This is a genomic window from Moritella sp. 5 (genome assembly GCF_018219455.1).
GTDB lineage: Bacteria > Pseudomonadota > Gammaproteobacteria > Enterobacterales > Moritellaceae > Moritella.
The window spans coordinates 848,660-871,479 of sequence record NZ_CP056122.1; the positions used below are offsets into that span (position 1 = coordinate 848,660).

The window sequence follows — 22,820 nt, forward strand, 5'->3', positions numbered from 1 at the left end:
TGTAGATAGTGGTATCACCTAGGGGATTTTTAGCGGTTAGTCTTACTGCGCTAATGCTTTTTGTTTTACTTTTACTTTCTGCTTTACGATGGTTTCATTAAATATGAGTGATAGCAAAATAATACCGCCGCCTAACGCCAATTTGACTAAGTCCGCATCACGGTTCCAAATCACCAGATTAACTAACAAGCCTAGCGGTACAAGCACGTTATTCATGGCGGCTAATGTCCCTGCATTCACCAAACATGCGCCTTTATTCCACATGAAGTAACCTAAGCCCGACGCGATAATACCGAGGTAAGTTAATACACCCCATTGCGTTGTCGTCGTTGGCATTTTCTCTGTGCTGCCCAGTAACATAAATGCGATGCAGGCAACAAGGAAGGCTCCAATATAGAACAGGCCAAACACTTCGCTATGTTTAACATCTTTTAATTCATTTTCAGATAGTTTTTTATAAGCTACTTGGCCAATCGCCATGGCAATATTTGCCCCTTGTACAACAAGGAATCCAACCACGAAACCTTCGTTAATACCTGCGTATTTAATTACCACCGCCCCCAATACTGCAATGATCGCAGTACCTAAATACCAAGGGTTGAAACGAGAATGTAATAGGTCATCAATTAAGGTCACGTAAATCGGGGTAAATACGGTAAACAGTAATACCTCTGGCACTGATAAGAGTAGGAATGATTGATAATAAAATCCGTACATTATACCCAGTTGGCAAGCACCAATAGCCATGACTTTTACAATCGTACTACGCGATAAATTACCTAGCTTTAAGAATGGGATGAATACCAACATGGCTAAACCAATACGGAATAATACCGAGAACCAAGCATCAACCTGACCCGCTAGATAAACCCCGATAAGACTAAACGAAAAAGCCCATACTAAATTTGTAATGATTAAAAAATGCATTCCTTTACCTTAATTAATAGATGTAAGCAGAATTATTGCCGAACAGAGTAACTAGAGTTTATATTTTGCTGTATTTACATGACAGACTTGTGTTTAAAACTTGCCTGTTTGCTTTACGTCAGAGTAATAAATGAGCACTCATACCCAAGTTACTTCAAGATGCACAATCAGCAAACCGAAAGGAGAGGATTTTCAAGGCATGAAGTTGAGGATTTAGTTATTCTAAATCAAGACTTCATAACGCCGAAGATTCATTCTTTCGGCTTGCCTACGGGAGGCGAGCAGGAATAACAGCACAGCGTTGCAATGTCTCTGATATAGCATCTTGAACTAACTTGGGTATATAACTCGAGAGTACTGGTATATTTGTCGTTGTTATGATTAATATTAGCTGTTTATCTTCGAATATCGAGATCGTTAAAATGATGAAATTGAGTACTTTATTACCTTTTACCCTGCTGGTGGCGTTTAACACGGTTGCGAATGTGGCTACAAATCCTATTTATCAGTTAGAAGTCGAGCCTGCTATTGGTAAAATGGTGACGCCATCTACTGCCGAACTCTGCAGTGTGGCTAAAGGCACGGCTGATTATCTTACCTTAGGTGAAGATTACGACCCTGGTATTATTACCGCAGGCATGACTGCGCAATTTGGTGGCGATTTAGAAAGAGTAAAGCGCACCCTTAATTTTATTTGCCAAGTGCAGCAAGCGGATGAACTAGCTGGATCCCCGAGCCGTCTGATGGATGCTGAATTTATAGCTCAGCACTTTGATGTGATCCGCTGGATGCCAGATAAAAAACAAGCGCAGGGCTTTTCCAAAAATAAACCGCTGTTGAAAAATATCCCAGATGATCAAATTTTACTGACCAAATATTATATTAAACTCGCGAAAGGCAGTGCCAAAAAAACAGCTGAAACCCCTTATGCGTTATATGCGCTACCAAATGATGAAAAAGGCTTAACACTAGAGCAGGGTAATGCAGACCAGAATTTAACTCGCCATAAACTGACTAAACAAGATGTGTTAACGGGTATTTTAGATAAAGATAATTTAGCAGAGCCTATGGTGTGGTTGTCGCGTTATGACCTAGAAGATTCATTAATGCAGGGTACAGTAAAAGTCGATATTGCCGCCGACCATGATAATGGCATTACTAGTCAGTTTTTTAATGTCCATCGTAATAATGGCATCGGCTATCAACGTAATTTGAAGAAGGAGCAGCAGGGACGTTACTGGTATTTTAAGAAAACCGATTCGGTGATGGGTTATGGTAAAGATGCCAGTTATAAGATCCCGGTGTATCCTTTGGTGACTGTTGCAGGTGATTTAGCACACCTAGGATTAGGTAAGCTGATCATGCTCACTCACAATGGAGAAAGTCGATTAACGGTATTAGCGGATACGGGCGGAGCATTTGAAAACAATCAATATCAGCTGGATTATCTCGGTGGCTATTTTAAAAACTGGGATGATTATATTAATACTTATCGCACTTTCCCTGATTACTTTGAAGCGCGAATATTATTGCTGAAAGATAAATAAATTAAGTCGCTTCAACTTAAAGGTTGTTAGCTTATTGCTCAAACACAAAAAACCAGCCGAAGCTGGTTTTTTCATATTAACTGACTCTTATTATTTAACTGATAATAAGCTAACAATGAGGTTCTAAATTAGAACTGGTTCATCGTGTTGTCTTCGCCGCCAGCTTTAAGCGCGTTATCGCCAGAGAAGTAACCTTTATGTGCGTCACCGATATCTGAACCCGCTAAGTTTTGGTGCTTAACTGATGCTTGTTCACGACGGATTTCTTGACGTTGAATATCACGTACATAAGCAAGCATACCAAGTTCACCGAAGTAACCTTCAGAAAGAATATCTGTACCAAGTGCTGTTTCATGGTAAGTCGGCAATGTGATTAGGTGATGGAAGATACCTGCTTCACGTGCTGAATCAGCTTGGAACGTTTGTACTTTCTTATCTGCTGCGATTGCTAGCTCAGACGTATCGAATTTCTCATCCATCAGGCCGCGTGGGTCTGTTGCTGGGTCAGGGTATGCTGATACATCTTTACCTGCTTCAACCCATCCTGCGTATTCTTGTTGACGGAAGTTAAGCGTCCAGTTAAATGATGGCGAGTTATTATAAACAAGCTTCGCATCAGGGACTGTCTTACGTACTTCGTTAACCATGTGTGCGATTTGACCTACGTGTGGTTTTTCAGTTTCAATCCACAATAAATCAGCGCCGTTTTGCAAGCTAACGACACAATCAAGTACTACACGGTCAATCTCTGTGCCTTCACGGAATGCATACAGACCAGACGCTAAACGTGTTGGTTTAACTAATTTACCGTTTTGCTTGATAACCATGTCGCCTTCGGCAACATCTGCTGCTGATTCAACTGGCGTTGTTTCTAGGAATGCATTGTATTGAGACGCTAAATCACCTGGCGTTTGCGATACAGGTACTTTTTGCGTTAGGCCAGCACCTAATGAGTCAGTACGTGCAACGATAACACCGTTGTCGATGCCTAATTCAAGGAATGCATAACGTACCGCGTTGATTTTCGCTAGGAAATCTTCGTGTGGAACCGTTACTTTACCTGCTTGGTGACCACATTGTTTCGCGTCAGATACTTGGTTTTCAATTTGGATACAACATGCACCAGCTTCAATCATTTTCTTAGCAAGAAGGTACGTTGCTTCTTCGTTACCAAAACCAGCATCAATATCGGCAATGATTGGCACTACGTGTGTTTCGTGGTTGTCGATAGCTGCTTGTGCTGCTACTACGTCACCGCCGTTGTTACGAGCGTCATCTAATTCGTTGAATAAGATATCCAGTTCACGTGCATCAGCTTGACGTAGGAACGTGTAGATTTCTTCGATTAATGCAGGTACAGATGTTTTTTCGTGCATTGATTGGTCTGGTAAAGGACCGAAGTCAGAGCGCAGTGCCGCAACCATCCAACCAGAAAGGTAAACATAGCTTTTCTTGGTTGTTTTTTCGTGACGTTTAACAGCCATCATCATTTGTTGGGCTGTAAAACCATGCCAGCAACCTAAAGACTGCGTGTATTGTGAAGAATCTTGGTCGTATTCAGCCATATCTGCACGCATAATATCAGCAGTGAACTGTGCAACATCAAGACCCGTTTTGAAACGGTTTTGAGCACGCATACGCGCTGCATATTCAGGGTTAATAGCAGCCCATTTAGAACCTTGTTCAGCTTTTAACGTAGAAACTGAATCGATATCATTGTTGTATGTTGACATAGCAAATCCTTTACAGTGATCAATAAATTGAAACGCAGCGATTAAAGCCTTTTATTCGTTTGCGTTTTGATGAGTTAATATTAAACGCTCAATTAATATTTAGTTAGTTTATATTTTCTATAGTCAGCATTCACACCGTGAATATATATAGCTGTTAATTTATCTTATTTATGGTGTATTCTGGTTATAGTCGTTAGATATGATTTAATTTTCTTTAATGTAAGTTGCTATATCATTGAGTTAGCATTGTTTTATTACTTTTATTATTGTGGGTATTTATTTTATGAATATATCAGGTATCGATCTTAATTTATTGATTTACTTCGATGTTTTGTTGCGTGAAAAAAACGTAACTCGTGCTGCAAGTATGCTTAATATTACCCAGCCAGCAATGAGTAATGGCTTGCGTCGATTACGTACTCTGCTTGACGATCCTGTTTTAGTGCGTACCTCTGGTGGTATGACTCCGACTGAAAAAGCACGTAAATTAGCCCCTGTGATCAGAAAATTATTGCTGGAACTAGAAGAAGCCTTACAAGAAGAAAAAGAGTTTGATCAACATAGTCAGCGGGTTTTTCGTATTATGGCTAGTGATTATGCCGAATCAACTTTGATCCCACGTTTACTGAGTAAGCTAAGTAAAGTGGCACCCAATATGACCGTGGATATTATGACCCCCTCAGACGTGACCTTCCATGATGTCGAGGAAGGCAAGATTGATATGGCTATCAATCGGTTTGATGAATTACCGCAATCGTTTTATCAAAAAACCTTATGGCATGATTCATTTACTTGCATGATGAATGCGGATAATCCGATCGTAAATAAATTTAATTTGAATCACTATTTAGCATCAAAACATGTATGGGTATCTAAGACTGGTTTTGGCGTCGGTGTCGGGATGAATCCACATGATGTACAAAAGTTAGGCTGGGTAGATGAAGCACTTAATCGTTTAGGTAAGAAACGTGATATTACGGTATTTACGCGTAATTATAATGTCGCGATGCAATTAGCGTTGCAAGATGAACTCATCGCGACATTACCGACTCAGGCTGCGCTCATTCATAAAAGTAACAGTAACTATACTTTACTTGAACCACCATTCCCGATCCCTAATATTGAATTGAAAATGATCTGGAGCCCGTTACTGCATCATGACGCTAGCCACATTTGGTTTCGCCAGCTGGTACTTGAAGCGGCAACGGAACTGCGTGCTGATAATGAATAGGTGCGACAATTAATATTGCTGGATCTCTAAGCTACTGATCACATGATAGCCACTTGTTACTTGCTGGCTTAGCTGATACATCGAATTTGCAAGCTGGTCGATGCCTATCGGCTTCTGTTGCTTTAACAGAGGCACTGGAAAGAGGGATAGTATGGCAAGTGGGTAATAAGCGAAGGCTTCCATTAATCTAAACTCATCACGTTTACCATGTAATAATGTCGGTTGGTAAAGGTATAAAGCTGTGAGGGGCAACTGACGTAATAATTGCTCTGTTTCGCCTTTAGTTTGTAAGTAACTACTTACCGATTTAGTATTGGCACCAACAGCACTGATGACATGTAATTGTGCTTTCGTATTATTTGCTACCCAAGAACCAAAGTTTACAATATAGTCTTTATCTACTTGTCTAAATGCGGCTAATGAACCCGCTTTTTTACGTGTTGTACCTAAGCAACAATAGGCGAAATCAATCTCTGCTTCAATATTCAAGTCATTAAAATTGGCTAAATCGATAATGATTTCCGTTACTTTATTTTGATGCACGAACGGTGTCGGTCGATAATGCACGACATAGATATTCTCAACCGTCACATCATTGAGTAACTGCTGCATTAATTGGCTGCCTGTTGCCCCTGTCGCGCCGACGATAATGACATTTTTCATGATAATTCCTTAATCTATAGTTCTACAACACTGCTAAGTAGCTTTATTACCGAGAATATAAAAGCGGGTAAACATTAGCGTTAATAGTTTTAAACTGAATAGCCAAAATAAGTTTAGCGTTATCCCGCCAACTAACCCCGTTACTATTGCCGCTTGGCTTAATGGTATGCCTGGTGTGAAAAGCGATAAGGTATTTTCAGCTAATTTACTGTCGATGCGAGTAACAAAATAAGTGAGCTTATTTATATAACTACCTTCTGTGAGGGTCACCAAATCGGTCGCTAATTCAGGTAATGATTGCTGTAATGTGAGCACTTGCTTACCAACTTGCTGAACAGCTGGTGAAGGGCTGGATTTAAAATCGGCAATGAGTGTATCGAGCTGACCATTAAAGTTGGTATCGGCAATTAATTGAAATTGTTGTAGTTGGTTTTGTTGGGCAAGGTAATAACCGGAAAGTTGCTGGCTGTAATGATCAATAAATTGCGGAAACTGCATAAATAACATGACGCCAATGGTAAATAATAAGCGTTGTAGTAAACCATGAATAAATGTCATATTGCGCGCGTCCTTTGCGATGAGTAGACTCTGTTAATCTCTACAGAGTCGTGCTTACAAATTATAGCTATTTACCGTTATAATTCTGCGCCATATTGCGATTCCATCCAGCCTTCTAAGATCACCATCGCTGACGCACTGTCAATGGCGCCTTTTTGCAGGGCTTTAAAACCACCTTCTTCAAACAAACGTGCTTTGGCATCTTTTGTCGTTAGACGTTCGTCATGCATTTCTGTTTTAACATTAAAACGGCCTGTTAAACGATTGGCAAATTTAATTGCACGCTTAGTGATCTCTTGCTCTGTACCATCCATATTTAATGGTTTACCTACGATCACAAGATCGGGTTGCCACTCTTTAATCTGTTGTTCAATTAAATCCCAGTCTGGTATGCCATCATTGGCTTTAAAAGCCACAAGCGGCCGCGCTGTACCTGTGATTTCTTGACCAACGGCGATACCAATACTTTTTGTTCCGAAATCAAAACCAAGCAGGGTTCTTTGTCCGTTTTCTGCATTACTCATATTTTTCTCCGTAGGGCTCTTAATATTAAGAGTGGCCTACCTGACTCGATAATTGGCTGACGTCGATACCTATTTTTTGCACGGCCTGTTCCCAACGTTGGTGCACAGGCACTTTAAATAAAATATTTTCGTCAGCGTTAATAGTTAACCAACTGTTGTCGGCAATTTCTTGTTCTAACTGCCCTTTCGTCCAGCCTGAATAACCTAACGCAACAATATAATTTTCGGGTTGTTTTTTAGTGCCAAGTGTTGCTAATACATCTAATGATGAGGTGATCATCAATTCATCATTGATTTGTAAGCTCGAGCTAAAACCGGGATAGGCTGTATGCAATACAAAACCACGGTCTTCAGATACAGGACCACCTTTAAATACCAGATCATCGATGACTGTTTTCGGCTCGGCAGGGGAGGCTGTCTCATCGTCTAGATCAGCTTCGACTGTTTGTGATAATAACTCGTCGACAGAAATATTGACGGGAAGGTTGATGATGATCCCCATCGCACCTTCGTTGTTATGTTCACAAATATAGATAACAGAGCGTTCGAAAATACCATCTTTCATGCTCGGCATCGCGATAAGGAAGTGATCTTGCAAAGAGTCCATAGGCCTATCTTTTATTGTTAGCTGTGAATGTTATTATGGCAGAAAATCATAGCTTAATTGGTTAAATTGATTATAAGCTATGATTTATTTTATTCTTCATTTACGCGTGGGAAGGTAAATTAATCTTTCTTTAAACGCGCTTCAATCGCATCCATCAACATACCTGTGATGCTTACGTCATAGGCTGCTTCAATTTCGCGGATACACGTTGGGCTTGTTACATTGATTTCAGTAAGCTTGTCACCAATCACGTCTAGACCAACAAAAATTAAGCCTTTTTCTTTTAATTTAGGCCCTAATGCTTTGGCAATCTTCCAATCACTTTCTGATAATGGGCGTGCAACACCACGACCGCCAGCGGCGATATTACCGCGCGTTTCACCACTTGCTGGGATACGGGCTAGGCAATATGGTACCGGTTCGCCATCAATAACTAAGATACGTTTGTCGCCATCTTTAATATCAGGAATAAATTTTTGTGCCATGCAGTAACGTGTTTCATGTTCAGTCAGTGTTTCGATGATCACGCTTACGTTTTTATCTTGTTCGTTAAGACGGAAGATTGATGCGCCACCCATACCATCAAGCGGTTTTAAGATCACATCTTTGTGTTCTTTATGGAATGCACGTAATTTGTCTTTACGACGTGTTACTAATGTTGTTGGCGTGAATTCGCTAAACCATGCTGTGTATAGTTTTTCATTGGCATCACGTAGACTTTGCGGTTTGTTAACGATTAATGTGCCTTCGTCTTCAGCACGCTCAAGCATGTAAGTTGCGTAAACGAATTCAGTATCGAACGGAGGATCTTTACGCATTAATACCACATCAAGATCGGATAATAGGTGATTTGTTTCTTCACCTAACTCGTACCAATTAGCTGGATCTTGTTGTACTTTCAATGAACGGGACGCAGCATATGCACGGCCTTCAAGCATAAACAGATCTTGCATTTCCATGTAGAAAAGTTCGTAACCACGGTTTTGCGCTTCCATTAACATTGCAAAGCTAGAATCTTTTTTAATGTTGATGTCTGCAATTGGATCCATCACGATGCCAAGTTTAATTGTCATATTCTTTATCCTATCCTAAATCGCCAAAGCGGCATTGTAATGCGGTGATCGCCGTTAATGCTGCTGTTTCTGTTCGTAATACTCGAGGACCTAATAACGTTTCTTCAAAGTTAAATTGTTCTGTCATGCTAATTTCATCCGCAGATAAACCGCCTTCAGGACCAATTAACAAACGCACGCCATTTTTAGGCTCGGGTAAGGTATTAATGCTGTATTTTGCGCGTGGGTGCAGGTTCAATTTGAGTTCTGTTGTTTCTTCTGCCGCCCAGTCTTTTAACTGTTTTGGTGCTAGTACTTGCGGCACGTAATTACGGCCACTTTGTTCGCACGCAGAAATGACAATTTTTTGCCATTGCTGTATTTTTTTCTCTAAACGTTCACCAGAGAGTTTCACACCACAACGTTCACTAAAGAGTGGCGTAATAGTTGTTACACCCAATTCGACAGATTTTTGGATAGTGAAATCCATTTTATCACCGCGTGAGATCGCTTGACCAAGGTGGATCTTAAGTGGTGATTCACTGTTAATATCTTGGAATTCGTCAATCTGAACTGTCACTGATTTTTTAGTTGTTTGTTCAATTGTGGCTTGGTATTGGCCACCTTTACCGTTAAATAAAGTTAGCGTATCACCTGTAGTCATACGTAACACACGACCAACGTGGCCTGCGCCGTCTGGTGATAATTCAAAGCTAGAACCCACGATTAGTTCGCCGGATTCGAAGATGCGAGGATGACGCATGCTGTGTACCTTTATTTAAATATGTAGTTAATAAAATGATTATACCCACTTTTTTAATTTGCTGATGAAATTTATCTGTTAAGAAATAAAAAAGTTGTTTGGTGCGGTAATAAGCCAAGGTGATCTTAGTCTCATTACTGGCATTGTCAGATTCATCCTAAGGTTAAAAATTGATCCTTTGTTCGTTTAAGCACGGTCGATGCATACTCATTATCTTGAAACGAATAAGTTATTTAAGCGTGCAAGTGACAAGCTTAAGCGTCCTATAGCAGCACTGCTATAGACGGTATTTTACTGTTTAGTTAAGGCATATGATGAATAAGACCCGGAACATACAATTAATAAATGAATTTCCATTGTTGGAATCGCTGATAGATCTTAAACCACTGAGCTGGTTTAATTCTAAAGTGACAAGCTATGCTGAAGCCTTACCTTATGTTGGTTTAACTGCTGTAGATGTGCAGGAGGCGAGTGAACGTTTGCTGCGTTTTGCTCCTTTCTTTTGTCAGGCATTTCCTGAAACACAGTTGAGTAACGGTATTATTGAATCACCGGTGCAGACGATTCCGGCGATGCAAGCGGCGCTGAGTAATTACTATCAGACATCATTACCAGGTCGGATGATGATCAAGTTAGACTCTCAATTACCGATATCGGGGTCAATTAAAGCAAGGGGTGGTATTTATGAGATTCTGCAGCATGCCGAAAAACTGGCAATTTCAGCTGGTCTACTTCGTTTAGAAGATGATTATAGTAAAATTAATTCAGCACAATTTAAGGCATTTTTCAGCCAGTATAAAATTGCTGTTGGCTCAACCGGAAACTTAGGTTTATCTATTGGTATTATAGGTGCCAGCTTCGGGTTTCAGGTCAGTGTGCATATGTCTGCGGATGCGCGGCAGTGGAAAAAGGACCGCCTGCGAAGTCATGGCGTCAATGTTATTGAATATGAATCTGACTACAGTGTAGCGGTCGAACGCGGACGTGAAGAAGCGTTACAAGATCCGTTCTGTCATTTTGTTGATGATGAAAACTCTACGTCGTTGTTCTTGGGTTATGCGGTTGCCGGAGAGCGGTTAAAGCAACAGTTTATTGAGCAAAAAATTATTGTTGATGCTGAGCATCCGCTCTTTGTTTATCTGCCTTGTGGTGTGGGTGGTGGCCCAGGCGGCGTTGCTTTTGGTCTTAAGCTGGCTTTTGGCGACAGTGTACATTGTATATTTGCCGAACCGACGCATTCGCCGTGTATGCTACTCGGTGTTTATACTGGACTGCATGACCAGATCTCGGTTCAAGATCTCGGTATTGATAATATCACTGCAGCTGACGGCCTTGCTGTTGGACGTGCTTCGGGTTTTATTGGTAAAGCAATGGAGCGGATGTTAGATGGCTATATTACATTAACAGATGCTGACATGTATCAGTTATTAGAGATGATCCATGATACTGAGCAACTTAAGCTCGAACCTTCTGCGTTGGCTGGTATGCCGGGTATTATGCATGTGGTCACCAATTCAGATTATCTTGAGCGGATGAAACTTAGTGATAGTTTGGCGAATGCAACGCATTTGGTGTGGGCAACTGGCGGCGGTATGGTGCCAGAGCAGGAAATGACAGCCTACTTACAGCAAGCTAAACATTGATCCTTCGCTTACCCTACGGGAGGCTCGCTCGAATAACGGTACTGCGTTACAATATTTGAAAGTGAGATTTTAAAAATGGAATACCATTATCTGCATATTGTGCCTTGTTCTGATATCCCAGCGAGTCTCGATATAGCATCTTGAAGGAGTTTGGGTATTAAGTTATGGAATTAACATTCGGCAATCATAAACAATTTAGCGGTAGCCAATTAGCTAATCTAGATACCTTTGTCAAAGCAGCGCAGTATGGTTCATTTACGCAAGCGGCAGAGGTCCTTTTTCTCACTCCCAGCGCGGTCAGTCATCGTATTGCCAAGCTGGAGCAAGAACTCGGTTTTAAGTTGTTTCATCGTCTGCATAAACAGCTGAAATTGACGGGGGAGGGCGCGAGGTTATGCCGTAGTTGTGAGCGGTTGTTTAATTCACTGGATGAAGAGTTAAATGATATTCGCAGCAATGAGTTATCAGGTCGTCTGACAATTTACGCCCGTCCTTCTATTTCACTGTGTTGGCTGGTGCCTCGGATACATGATTTTCATCGTCAATATCCGGCTATTCAGTTGGATATTCTTACCGGTAATGACGATATTAATTTTCATACTCAATTTATCGATGTGGCACTGTATTATACATCAGGTCCCTTTCCTGGATTATCGAATATCGAATTGATGTCAGAGGAGGTTACGCCCGTCTGTTCTCCTGCTTATGCCGAGTTACACGACCTTGTTGATAACCCTGAAAATATTCGCAACTGTAGTTTATTACATGATTGTAAGGCGTGGCCACAAGCCACTTATAATGCGGAATGGCTAGAATGGACTGAGCGCCATCAGATAAATGAAGTGAATTATAATCGGGGTTTGAGTTTTGACCGTTCTGATTTGGCGATGGTCGCCGCGATTAATCATGCAGGCTTGGCAATTGGACGTAAACGACTGGTAGATAAACATTTACGTAGTGGTGAATTAATTGCGCCCTTTCCGGCACTCATTAGTCCTGCAACATATCAATACCATGCCGTATATAGCGCAGATATTACGCCTAACCCGAGAGTGAAGGTGTTATTAGACTGGTTACAGCAGCAAGCTGAACAATAGCCGTGTTCTTAAATATGCAAAAGAAGTGGTATCACCTGCATTTTATTAACGGGTGATACCAGTTCAGAGTCGCCGTATTAATGCGGTTATTAGCGCAGAATAACCCCTTTATTTAAGTCGATAAGTTTACTCAACACCTTGTCACCATCCATACGAATACCATTGTGCTCGAACTCTGAGGTTAACCAGTATTTAAGGTGGTTCACGCGGGCGACCGTTTCCAGACTGTATTGCATGTCGACATACATATCTTCGCTATAAATTGCAGCCGCAACCGGTACTTGGTTGTTTTTAAGTACCTCTAGATCGTAAAGATCTGACCAATCCTCTTTTTCAGCTAACTGTTGCGCCGCTTCTTGCAATGGTTTCAAGTTACTAAATTGCTCGAACATCCACGGATAAATCATTTCACCAGTGAATAAGAAGGACTGGCCTGCTTGATAATTAAATTCAGCATAGTCTGCACGAACACGATGGGCAGCCCAGTTTGATGCTTGTTGCTGGCAATAGATAGACTCATGCAGTAAGGCAAAAATTGGGTTGGTATTGTAATCAAGGAACTGACAGAACTGTGCTAAAAATAAAGGATTAACTTGGGTGCCTTTTTGCGTAGTGATAAGCGCTTGTTCAAGTAGGTAATAAACCGCTTCAGGGCCTTCTTCCATACCTAGGTTAACGCCAAGTAGTTGTAGCATTTCAACTGTTAGCTTTTCACCTGTCGCAAGGTAAGTATCGTGCTCGGTAATGTGTGTTGCTAATGCAGCTACAAGGTCTTGCGCATCGCTAAAACGTGTAAAGAAGTCGTTATTTTTCGCCTGTACGCGTTTATAGGTGGCTTGATACACCTCATCGGCAGGGCGTGTCAGTGATGGTAATCCACCAGTGATGAAAGCTTGTGTTAATCCTTCTGGCGCAGCGGTTAAATAACGTAATACACAGAAGCCACCAAAACTTTGGCCGATGATGCTCCAGGTATTAAACGGTGATAATTGTGCTCGGATCGCTTCGGCATCACGGACAATATTATCCGCACGTAAATGACTTAGGTAGTCCGCTTGTTCACTGGCAGTTAAGTGATTAAGACTTACCGAACTGATTGGTGAAGATAGCCCAGTGCCACGCTGGTCGAGTAATAATACGCGGTATTCTTGTAATGCGCGCTTGATCCAGCCGCCATTCGCCATAGGACGTACCGCACCAAACCCTGGACCACCTTGAAAATAGACCAAATATGGCAGGTCTTGATCTTGTTTATCTGGAGCAACAAGTTCACGTACAAATACGTCAATCGTGTCACCGTCAGGTTTGTTGTAATCAAGTGGCAAGGTGAATGTATGCTTTTGTGCAACTAAGCCGCTTAATGTGAGATCAATTTTCATGGCAATCCTTTGTTAGCAATAAGGTAATGATATAGGGTATTGTAACCTTAAATTAGCGTTATGCATTAGCAGCGACATGTCGTTTATGTACTTTGTAGCGTATTTGGGCGATGAGTAGCATTGAAAACGAAACAATCGCAAGGATTTCTAATCCTGAAAATTGTGCGATGCCTAATGCCGTTAAAAATGTCATACAAAGTACAGGAATAGATGGCATAAATTGCGCTGTGACAGCCGCTCCTAATTTTTTTATAGCGACTTGCATTAGAAATAATGGAATAACACTACCTGTGATAGCTGCTCCGGATAGCATTAACCATTCGTTGCTGTTAAGTATTAATGTATTGGGTTGCAGTAAAGCATAGCCCCCACAAATTAAGATCACGAGGTAAAATCGCACCGATAAAATTTGCGAGGGTGTTAATCCTGTTTTTCGATGAAAGTATTCTGAACGGAGCATGTATAGTGCTGCAGAAAAGCATGATATTAACGCATAACTAATACCTTGAGTGTTCGCTATCATTGTTTGATCTGATATGTAGCCAGCGATAAAAATGGCACTTAAGCAGGATACTAAATTAAAGGTATAACTGGATTTATTATTTGCAAATAATCGCCACTGCAATGCGTTATTAAAAAATGGCAGACAGCCAAAAAAGATAATGCCATAAACTAAAGGAGAAACATAAGTCATCCCAACAAATGCGAGTAAGGTATTTGCCAATGTAGTGAGGTTTATCTGTAACAGGGTTAGTCGTTGTTGAAAACTTGCCACTATAATTGGGCGGAAATTATTGATATTTAACAGGATGAATATCAATGCAGTGAGGCTAAAGGTAATAAATGTCGAGGTTATAGGGTTGACAGTTTTAACTGCTTCGGCCATTAAAATAGATGACACAGATGAGATAATACAAAATATTATTATTTCTTTATATTTAAATAAAGCGTGTTTACTTAAATTATACTTCTCAAAATGTTGGAACATATCCCTTCTCCAATAAAGTTTGACAGCTTAATACCACTTAATTGATACTTATTGACCTAGCCTTCATCTTATATTAAAAAATAGAGAGTTAATGATGTTAAATTCATTACTATCAAGTGGATAACACTGGTGAAATATGATTTAAGTATGCGAGCAGTTATTTATTGATAAAATGAAGGGGAGTAAGAACCATGGATGAAGATTATAAAATAAGTGCTAATTTTGCAGATATGGATTTAGCAGTAATACACGAATTTATTTCGGGTACATATTGGGCAAAAGGAATTTCGATGAGTACTTTAAAGCGGTCGCTTGAAAACTCGTTATGTTTTGGTGTATTCACTCAAGCAGGTGAGCAAGTGGGGTTTTCCCGTATGATCACGGATAAGGCAACTTTTGCCTATTTATCTGACGTGTTTGTACTTGAAGCCCATCAAGGCAAAGGATTAAGTAAATTACTCATGGCTGCTATATTAGATCATCCTGATTTACAGGGGCTTAGACGTATGATGTTAGCCACCCGTGATGCCCATGGATTGTATCAACAATTTGGTTTCACAACGCTGGCTGCGCCAGAGGTTTATATGGAACTGCATGCGCCGTATTTGTATGAATAAAAATTGTTAGCTCTGAAATAAAATAGCCTCAACCCTGTACTCGAGGCTATTTATTATTCATTTGCTATGACTTCAACGCGAGTAATGCGCCAAAACTCACAAGCCCAATCCCACATACTTGATTCAAGCGTTTTCTAACACGTAATAATCGCGTTTGTAATGCCACTGACGTAAATAATATCGCGACAATCGCAAACCATATTCCATGTAGGGCAATCATATAAACACCGTAGATGAAGGCGTAGGTATTGTCATTTGAGTCAGGTGAAATCACTTGGCTAAATACACTTAAGAAAAACAACATTGTTTTAGGGTTTAATACATTACACAGAAAACCTTGAGCTAGATATTGCCAATTTTTAATTTTACGTTGTTCTGCCGACGTGGTATTTAATGGACTGTTTGCCGAGTAAATACCTTTGATACCAAGGTAGATCAAATAGCCTGCACCAGCGTAGCGGATCATGTTATATAAAAATTCATTCTGTGAGATTAAATAGCTAATACCAAACATTGAATAACTGATGTGCACGCAGATTGCGAGGCTAAGACCTAGCGCGGTAAAAATACCGGCTTTACGCCCATCATTAATACTGGTTTTTAACACTAAAACAAAGTCAGCCCCCGGACTGATAACGATTAATATGCCTAATATAGCCAGGCTCAATATTTCCATAACGATTCCATTTATGATTCATAATTATTGATAGGTGTTCATTGTAGGTGAATTACAGCTTCGCTATAATCGAATAGATTTCAATTGATATGTGAGAAAAAATCACCAATGAGGCATTTAAAAGCATTCCATGTTTTTCATGTGGCAGCAGCGCTCGAAAGTTATAGCAAAGCTGCTAACAAGCTGTGTATTACCCATGGTGCGGTGAGTAAGCAGATTAAAACATTAGAAACGCACTTAGCGGTAAATCTGTTTTATCGTGAAGGGCGAAATGTGAAATTAACGCCTGCTGGTAAACTATTATCTGGATATACAGAGCAAGCATTTAATGCCTTGGAAGCGGGTGTTCAGCATGTTACTCAAGTTACGCATACATACTTAGAGGTATCGTGTGAGCCAACATTAACAATGCGTTGGTTAATGCCTCGCTTGAGTGATTTTTATCAAGAGAATGTCGATGCCGATGTACGATTATCAACAGCTGGTGGTCCTGTGATACTCGGCAGTAATGGTTTGTCGTTGGCGATACGACGAGATGACTTTCCACTATTGCATGACTACCAACAGACCCCCTTAGTTGAAGAGTGGGTTGGCCCTATCTTTTCTCCTGAATATTGGCAACAGGTACAGAATGACGCTGGTAAGATTAAATTATTACATAGCCAGACTCGGCCGCAGGCTTGGGATAATTGGTTACAAGGTAGCGCTGTATCATGTCTTAAAGTACAAAGTCTGAAGGTGAAAAGCGAACAAACATTCGCACATTTCTATTTCTGTTTACAAGCGGTGGTTGATAACTTAGGGGCGGCAATAGGCTCATACCCCTTAGTCATGGATGATTTGCAACGTGGTAATTTAGTCGCGCCGTTTGGCTTTAAACGTTCAGGTCATCACTATATGTTATTAAGCCAAGGTGACACTTTATCAGAACAAGGCAATACTTTGTTAGGGAAAGATGGCCAGTCTGATGTTTTACAGCGAAACTTCATTGATTGGTTACAACTGAATCTTGCTGTCTGTGTGCCAAATCAATAAATCAGGTTACCAAATCCCACGATCTAAACAGGCTGATTTAACAACGCGATTTTCATTGCCTTGCAAGCTTTCAATAAGTTGCGTGCGTTGACATTCAGTGGGTGTCACAGGGTATTGCTTATTCCATGCTTGCAGCTCACGTTTTTGTCTACCTATGTTGTAGGCTGGATAAGCGGCTTCCATATATAAGTAAGCGCGGGCAATCTGGCCTTTGGCATAATCAGGCGGCTGTACCGTTTTATTTTTTATTTTGATTGGGCAGCTGCCGAATTGATTCTTTTCCGTTGTTACTTGTGAAGTAAAATTGTAATTACTGCGTAGTGCATTAACAGCGCCAATCGCGGGATACAGGTTGTACATATCCGCCTGCATATAACGGTAAGCTATATTTACTTTTTCGGCGCAGCGACGGCCCTTAAAGCTCTTACCTTTACTATTCACACACGCACTATTACCTTCTCGCCATTCACTGAAATTACGGCCAAAGTTCTCCGCTGGGACGACGTGTTCCCATTCAATTTTTGCCTGGCGTTTCACATGTTTTTGTGATGTAAAACCATTATGGTCGGTGATCTTCTTTTTGCTATTGAAATCAGCCTGGCAATAGATCGTCAGTCTAGGTACATCGGTATATACCTGCCGTTCAAGCATTTTTTTGGCTTTACTAAAGGATTGATTTATTTGATTGCCATCGTTCGAAGCATTAGAAAAGGAAGGGAAGAATAAGGTGGTTGATATAACTATAGTACCGAATTGTTTTAACATTACAGACTGCTCCAATGTAATAATTCAGCATTGTAGCACAGCTTAGAATAGACGATATAATTGTAAAATAACCTTAATTAACGGAGTGTTGACTATGAATAAGATTGTTAGAAGTGAGAGTAATATAAAGAAGTTTGACTGTTGAACTAGAGAGGGGGTTTAGATATAAAAAAGAGCAGAAGATAGCAACTGCTCTCTAGACATCGAAGTGGCTAGTTTGCGCGAGAAGCAGCGTAACGTACTGCGATATCTGAATCCGTAAGCATTTTTTCTTTTAACACACCGGACTTTGCCATGAAAATACGTTGAGAGATAGATAAAGCACTCAGATCAAGAGTTCTGGCGATTTGCTCCGCTTGCTCTTTGTTACGCTTTAAAACTGCAGCTATCAGTTTTTCCATTTCATAATCGGTAGATCTTGCAGTATCTAACGTTTGAGTCATAACCTAGTTCCCTATCACAATGGTATGTATTGAGTTATTTTATCTTATGAATTTAGATAAATACACCTATATACGTTAATTTTTTAGATAATTATCAAACAAGTTGTCACATCCACAGTTTTAAGTTAATCCATTGTTATTAAATGTTTTATGATTAAACTTTGTTTGCAAGAACGACAAATATATTTGACGTTATCACGGATTATCTTATTATGGCGACGAATTGTTAATAAGTGTTCTGTACAGTGACAAGCATAGGTAAAAGTTTTGCCTTTCACAGTGGAAACATCATATTGGTGTGTAGTTTTGGCTGCGAGATCAAATATTTGATTCATGATTTGTTGCCATTCTTTACCGTGGGGTTTAGTGCGCCCATAAATTTGATAAACCAATAGGTGTGCAACTTCATGTGGTACTGTATGTGCGATGAAATGCTGTTGGTTTTCTTGTAACAAGATAGAGTTAAAACGTAATTCATTAATTTGTAATCGAGCGCTACCTGCTGCTTTACCACGTTGTTTGAAATTAATGTTTGGTCGGGGGAATGTTTTATTTAACTTTAACTCAGCTTGTTGATAGCAGGTTTCTATTTTATCTAAAACTAATTGTTCTACGGTATGTGAGCTGACATTTTGTTGCAGGAGTAAATCATTAAGCATAGTATTATCTACAAAATCATTTATAAAAAAGGCGCTCTGGTTATGTTACCAAAAGCGCCTCTTTATAATCAACCGTTAGCTAAAAACTAATGTTGACTAAAGACCTGCTGCATCACGTAGGATTTCAGCTTTGTCTGTTGCTTCCCAAGAGAATTCTTTACGACCGAAGTGACCATAAGCAGCTGTATTTTGATAAATAGGGCGCTTAAGATCTAACATTTCGATTAAACCGTGTGGACGTAATTCGAAATGTTCACGAACAAGTTTAACAAGTAGTTCTTCGCTTACTTTACCTGTACCGAATGTTTCAACAGAGATTGACGTTGGTTCTGCAACACCGATCGCGTAAGAAACTTGTATTTCACAACGGTCAGCTAGGCCAGCAGCTACGATATTTTTCGCTACATAACGTGCTGCGTATGCTGCACTACGGTCAACTTTTGATGGATCTTTACCAGAGAATGCACCACCACCGTGACGCGCCATACCGCCGTATGTATCAACGATAATTTTACGACCAGTTAAACCACAGTCACCTACTGGACCACCGATAACGAAACGACCAGTTGGGTTAATGAAGAATTTAGTTTCTTTAGTTAACCATTGCTCGGGTAGTACTGGCTTGATGATTGTTTCCATCACAGCTTCTACTAAATCTGCTTGTTTGATATCTTCAGAGTGTTGAGTTGAAAGCACAACTGCATCGATACCAACAATTTTGCCATCATCATAAGCAAATGTGATTTGGCTTTTTGCATCTGGGCGTAACCAAGGAAGCGTACCACTTTTACGTACTTCAGCTTGGCGTTTAACCAGCTTGTGTGAATACGTAATCGGAGCTGGCATTAATTCTTCAGTTTCATTGTTTGCATAACCAAACATTAAACCTTGGTCACCAGCGCCTTGCTCTAGTGGATCATCACGGTCAACACCTTGGTTGATGTCTGGAGATTGTTTACCAATTGTGTTTAATACGGCACAAGAGTCGGCGTCAAAACCCATTTCTGAGTTGATGTAACCGATTTCACGTACTGTTTTACGGGTGATTTCTTCGATATCAACCCAAGCGTCAGTCGTTACTTCACCACCAACCATAACCATACCTGTTTTAACATAAGTCTCGCAGGCTACGCGTGCTTTTGGGTCTTGAGCGATGATTGCATCAAGTACAGCATCGGAGATTTGGTCTGCAATTTTATCAGGATGACCTTCTGATACTGACTCAGAGGTAAACAAGTGTTTAGCCATAGTTTTAATTCTCTCTTAATTTAAACACAACCGACGTAATGTACGTTCATATGTGTAGAAGTTTTAACATCTAGACGGCTATTCTAAACTAGTTTGCCTGTATTAAGATAGTCCTTGGATCATATTAATTTTGCAAATATGTTTAAAAGTACTATTTAAAGAGAATTTTTGTATATATATGTAATAAATAGTCAATATGAAGTAGCATAGGACGAAAGTATTAAAAGTATGAAGTGACGGGATTTTTTCAATGAGAGAAATTATTCGATCACTATCATTAAATGTAACTACCACTCTTGCCATTGGGAATAATAAAGTGTCATTGAAAAAATCATTAGTTATCACTGCCGGGTTACTGGCTAGCTTTAGCAGTTCAGCATCAAACATCTCACTTGCCTTCAATAACGATAATATTATTTTGGGCTATGATCTTGAAATGAAAGAAGCGCTAAAGCTAAAAGGTGACTTCCTACAGACTATCGACAATGGTTATACCGCAGATACGGGCCTTTATGCATTTCAAGATGTTGGTTCAACATTCTTTGAACTTGGCGCGAAAGCTGTAAGAATGGATAACGATAATGGTGATGGTTATGCATTAGCATTTGGCGGTTTAGGTGGCTTACGTTTAACTCAAGAGTTTAGTGTAGAAGCTAAATTCCATTTCAGCCCTGAAATCCTTGCATTTGGTGACACTGAAAATTACACGCAGTGGGTCTTTCGTGCTAACTACGAGTTAATGCCAACAGCAAGTCTCTTTGCTGAGTATAATCATACAACGGTTGAGTATAAAAATATGCCGGAAGAACGTCTAACAAGTGACTTTCTATTTGGTTTGAAATGGATATTCTAAGCCGTTAGAGGCTTTGTAAATATCACGAAAAAAGCACCTAGTAGGGTGCTTTTTTGTTTCTAGCTAAAATGTGGCATTAAGTTGTAGTAGGGCGTGTTGTTGTTATCTCGTTATCTTCTACAGTGGGTTCTTTAGGTAACGATAGTTTTAATAATTCGGCATAAAGAGGCTTACCACCAAGAGCTTGTGCGACAAGCGTAGCGCCAAGACAAGTGATGAGTAAAGGCAGAATCAATTCATAGCTATCCGTCATTTCAACCACTAACACAATACCTGTCACGGGCGCTCTCACTGTCGCGGCAAATAATGCCCCCATCCCAGCTATCGCATATACCGTTGGCTCGGCTACGAAGCTAGGAAATAGCTCGGCTGCAATAACGCCATAAGCAAGGCCAAATAAAGTACCTAGCGTTAACATTGGGGTAAACACACCGCCAGGTGCGCCCGAAGCAAAACAAGCGATAGTACCGAATAGGCGGATCACAAATAAGGCGACTAAAATAGCCCAAGTACTTGGCTCTTGAATCATCCTGACCATTAAATCTCTACCGTTACCAGCGGTGTCAGGGACAAATGACTGTAATAAGGAAAACAGGCAACCAAAGAATACACCGGTAAGAATAATACGGTGCATTTTATTATTTTGTTTACGTTTTAATAATTTTGTACTGTTTATTATCCAGCGATTAAAATACACGCCAATGACACCAAAAATGGACCCTAATAAAAGAAATAGCCAAAGCGAGGTTAGCGCTGGAACGTCAAAATGCATGACAGGCATAACGGCTTCTTGGCCATGAAAAGCGCGCATCACAATGGTGGCAACTGCCGCTGCGAGAGTCACACATTTTATCGATGTCATGTTGTATCGAAAATGGGGACGCATTTCTTCAATAACAAATAAAATCCCGGCAAGTGGCGCATTAAATGCGGCTGCCAGTCCCGCCGCCGCACCTGCAGCAACAAGGATATGAGTGGCATTGGTATAACGCTTTGCTGTGTCTGCAAACATGCGCCCAATTGTGCCGCCGATTTGAATCGACGGGCCCGCCCGACCAAAGATCATACCTGAGCTAATGGCTAATGTACCTGCGATAAATTTAACCGGCAATAAGCGACGCCAGCGAATGTCATACATACCATCAAGCGCACCTTCGATATGGGTAATGCCACTGCCAGATGCTTCGGGGGCGAAGCGTAATGTTAGCCAAAATGAAAAACCAACTATAGCACCACTGAGTATCATGATTAACAGTATATTCAGGCTTGGTGGCAGTGCTAAAGGATTGAACATTTGTAATCGTTGGGCGTCAGTCCATAGTACCGCAGCTTCAAATAGGGCGATGATTAAGCCTGTCATCCCGCCAACAAGCGCAGAAATAATAGGCAGCACAATGTAGTCGTGTTTGGCAGAAAGTAATTTTGGACTTGTACGATGCTTACGCAGTGCAGTTTTGAAAAATTTTAAATTGGGCGATTTAGCCATTTTCATGTGCCGTTTGATACTGTGAAAAGAGTGCAAATAACCTCATATCGAGTAATCGCAATTACTGACGTATAACAGCATCGTTCGCGTTATCTACGATCATTGTATGATCGTTTTCTGCGAAGTTCGTTGTGGAGAATGAATGCGAAAACAGTATAACGAATAAACAGCTTCGATAGTATTTCTTTTTAGTTAGATGTCGTAAAAAAAAATTCCGATTAAAAATTATTATTTATGCACAAGGGTCACATTCTTGTTAATAAAATCACAACGCAAGATTCGTTTGAGTGTTAACATGCCTTCACTCGAAAGTGGTTTGGGTTTGT

General features: G+C 40.4%; 23 protein-coding genes. 7 read left to right on the plus strand and 16 right to left on the minus strand.

The genetic code is table 11. The features are described 5' to 3' along the window. Window positions 1-42: 42 nt before the first annotated feature. Window positions 43-927, minus strand: a complete 885-nt coding sequence (locus HWV01_RS03920; RefSeq protein ID WP_211674158.1) for an EamA family transporter — start codon at window positions 925-927, stop codon at window positions 43-45. Between the two features lie 422 nt (window positions 928-1,349). Here HWV01_RS03920 and HWV01_RS03925 point away from each other — a divergent pair, with 422 nt between their 5' ends. Next, window positions 1,350-2,474, plus strand: coding sequence for a hypothetical protein (locus tag HWV01_RS03925; RefSeq protein WP_249185435.1), 1,125 nt, complete (start codon window positions 1,350-1,352; stop codon window positions 2,472-2,474). 128 nt (window positions 2,475-2,602) lie between these two features. Here HWV01_RS03925 and HWV01_RS03930 read toward each other — a convergent pair whose 3' ends face one another. Further along, entirely contained in the window at window positions 2,603-4,207 is a 1,605-nt protein-coding gene (locus HWV01_RS03930) for an isocitrate lyase (protein WP_211674160.1), read from the minus strand. A gap of 283 nt (window positions 4,208-4,490) precedes the next feature. Here HWV01_RS03930 and HWV01_RS03935 point away from each other — a divergent pair, with 283 nt between their 5' ends. Then, window positions 4,491-5,438 (plus strand): LysR family transcriptional regulator, encoded by a 948-nt coding sequence (locus HWV01_RS03935; RefSeq protein ID WP_045111618.1) that lies wholly within the window; start codon window positions 4,491-4,493, stop codon window positions 5,436-5,438. 9 nt (window positions 5,439-5,447) lie between these two features. Here the strand turns inward: HWV01_RS03935 and HWV01_RS03940 are convergent, their stop codons facing one another. The 6 genes from HWV01_RS03940 to rsmE form a co-directional block, all read right to left on the minus strand. After that, window positions 5,448-6,101 (minus strand): short chain dehydrogenase, encoded by a 654-nt coding sequence (locus HWV01_RS03940; RefSeq protein ID WP_211674161.1) that lies wholly within the window; start codon window positions 6,099-6,101, stop codon window positions 5,448-5,450. A 33-nt stretch (window positions 6,102-6,134) separates the two neighbouring features. Next, complete coding sequence (locus HWV01_RS03945) at window positions 6,135-6,659, minus strand: DUF2937 family protein (RefSeq protein WP_211674162.1); 525 nt, start codon at window positions 6,657-6,659, stop codon at window positions 6,135-6,137. 77 nt (window positions 6,660-6,736) lie between these two features. Further along, window positions 6,737-7,183 (minus strand): Holliday junction resolvase RuvX, encoded by a 447-nt coding sequence (ruvX, locus tag HWV01_RS03950; protein WP_211674163.1) that lies wholly within the window; start codon window positions 7,181-7,183, stop codon window positions 6,737-6,739. 25 nt (window positions 7,184-7,208) lie between these two features. After that, on the minus strand, window positions 7,209-7,790 hold the full coding sequence (locus HWV01_RS03955; protein WP_045111614.1) for a YqgE/AlgH family protein: 582 nt from the start codon (window positions 7,788-7,790) through the stop codon (window positions 7,209-7,211). A gap of 119 nt (window positions 7,791-7,909) precedes the next feature. Further along, on the minus strand, window positions 7,910-8,863 hold the full coding sequence (gene gshB, locus HWV01_RS03960; RefSeq protein WP_211674164.1) for a glutathione synthase: 954 nt from the start codon (window positions 8,861-8,863) through the stop codon (window positions 7,910-7,912). A 10-nt stretch (window positions 8,864-8,873) separates the two neighbouring features. Continuing rightward, the gene (gene rsmE / locus HWV01_RS03965; RefSeq protein ID WP_211674165.1) at window positions 8,874-9,605 is read right to left on the minus strand and encodes a 16S rRNA (uracil(1498)-N(3))-methyltransferase; all 732 of its coding nucleotides are present in this window, start codon (window positions 9,603-9,605) and stop codon (window positions 8,874-8,876) included. A gap of 314 nt (window positions 9,606-9,919) precedes the next feature. Here rsmE and dsdA point away from each other — a divergent pair, with 314 nt between their 5' ends. Further along, window positions 9,920-11,248, plus strand: a complete 1,329-nt coding sequence (gene dsdA, locus HWV01_RS03970; RefSeq protein ID WP_211675661.1) for a D-serine ammonia-lyase — start codon at window positions 9,920-9,922, stop codon at window positions 11,246-11,248. Between the two features lie 164 nt (window positions 11,249-11,412). Beyond that, a complete protein-coding gene (dsdC, locus tag HWV01_RS03975) occupies window positions 11,413-12,345 on the plus strand; it encodes a DNA-binding transcriptional regulator DsdC (protein ID WP_211674166.1) in 933 nt (310 codons plus the stop codon). A gap of 89 nt (window positions 12,346-12,434) precedes the next feature. Here the strand turns inward: dsdC and HWV01_RS03980 are convergent, their stop codons facing one another. Continuing rightward, entirely contained in the window at window positions 12,435-13,724 is a 1,290-nt protein-coding gene (locus HWV01_RS03980) for an alpha/beta fold hydrolase (RefSeq protein WP_211674167.1), read from the minus strand. 58 nt (window positions 13,725-13,782) lie between these two features. Next, window positions 13,783-14,712, minus strand: a complete 930-nt coding sequence (locus tag HWV01_RS03985) for a DMT family transporter (protein WP_211674168.1) — start codon at window positions 14,710-14,712, stop codon at window positions 13,783-13,785. 191 nt (window positions 14,713-14,903) lie between these two features. Here HWV01_RS03985 and HWV01_RS03990 point away from each other — a divergent pair, with 191 nt between their 5' ends. Then, a complete protein-coding gene (locus tag HWV01_RS03990; protein WP_211674169.1) occupies window positions 14,904-15,329 on the plus strand; it encodes a GNAT family N-acetyltransferase in 426 nt (141 codons plus the stop codon). A gap of 64 nt (window positions 15,330-15,393) precedes the next feature. Here HWV01_RS03990 and HWV01_RS03995 read toward each other — a convergent pair whose 3' ends face one another. Beyond that, on the minus strand, window positions 15,394-16,005 hold the full coding sequence (locus tag HWV01_RS03995; protein WP_211674170.1) for a LysE family translocator: 612 nt from the start codon (window positions 16,003-16,005) through the stop codon (window positions 15,394-15,396). 108 nt (window positions 16,006-16,113) lie between these two features. On the opposite strand from HWV01_RS03995, the gene HWV01_RS04000 reads away from it, so the two are divergent. Next, the gene (locus tag HWV01_RS04000; protein WP_211674171.1) at window positions 16,114-17,040 is read left to right on the plus strand and encodes a LysR family transcriptional regulator; all 927 of its coding nucleotides are present in this window, start codon (window positions 16,114-16,116) and stop codon (window positions 17,038-17,040) included. A 6-nt stretch (window positions 17,041-17,046) separates the two neighbouring features. Here the strand turns inward: HWV01_RS04000 and HWV01_RS04005 are convergent, their stop codons facing one another. From HWV01_RS04005 to metK, 4 genes are all read right to left on the minus strand, one after another. Then, window positions 17,047-17,805 carry an endonuclease I family protein gene (locus HWV01_RS04005; RefSeq protein ID WP_211674172.1) on the minus strand — a complete coding sequence of 253 codons (759 nt, stop codon included), beginning with the start codon at window positions 17,803-17,805 and terminating at the stop codon, window positions 17,047-17,049. 212 nt (window positions 17,806-18,017) lie between these two features. After that, window positions 18,018-18,248: a hypothetical protein gene (locus HWV01_RS04010; protein WP_211674173.1), complete on the minus strand. Its 231-nt coding sequence runs from the start codon at window positions 18,246-18,248 to the stop codon at window positions 18,018-18,020. 125 nt (window positions 18,249-18,373) lie between these two features. After that, on the minus strand, window positions 18,374-18,907 hold the full coding sequence (locus HWV01_RS04015) for a SprT family zinc-dependent metalloprotease (RefSeq protein ID WP_211674174.1): 534 nt from the start codon (window positions 18,905-18,907) through the stop codon (window positions 18,374-18,376). A gap of 96 nt (window positions 18,908-19,003) precedes the next feature. Then, window positions 19,004-20,155 (minus strand): methionine adenosyltransferase, encoded by a 1,152-nt coding sequence (gene metK, locus HWV01_RS04020; protein ID WP_211674175.1) that lies wholly within the window; start codon window positions 20,153-20,155, stop codon window positions 19,004-19,006. Window positions 20,156-20,405: 250 nt separating this feature from the next. Here metK and HWV01_RS04025 point away from each other — a divergent pair, with 250 nt between their 5' ends. Continuing rightward, window positions 20,406-21,008 (plus strand): YfaZ family outer membrane protein, encoded by a 603-nt coding sequence (locus HWV01_RS04025; protein ID WP_249185436.1) that lies wholly within the window; start codon window positions 20,406-20,408, stop codon window positions 21,006-21,008. A gap of 76 nt (window positions 21,009-21,084) precedes the next feature. On the opposite strand, the gene clcA is transcribed toward HWV01_RS04025, so the two are convergent. Beyond that, window positions 21,085-22,494 (minus strand): H(+)/Cl(-) exchange transporter ClcA, encoded by a 1,410-nt coding sequence (gene clcA / locus HWV01_RS04030; RefSeq protein ID WP_211674176.1) that lies wholly within the window; start codon window positions 22,492-22,494, stop codon window positions 21,085-21,087. Between the last annotated feature and the right edge of the window lie 326 nt (window positions 22,495-22,820).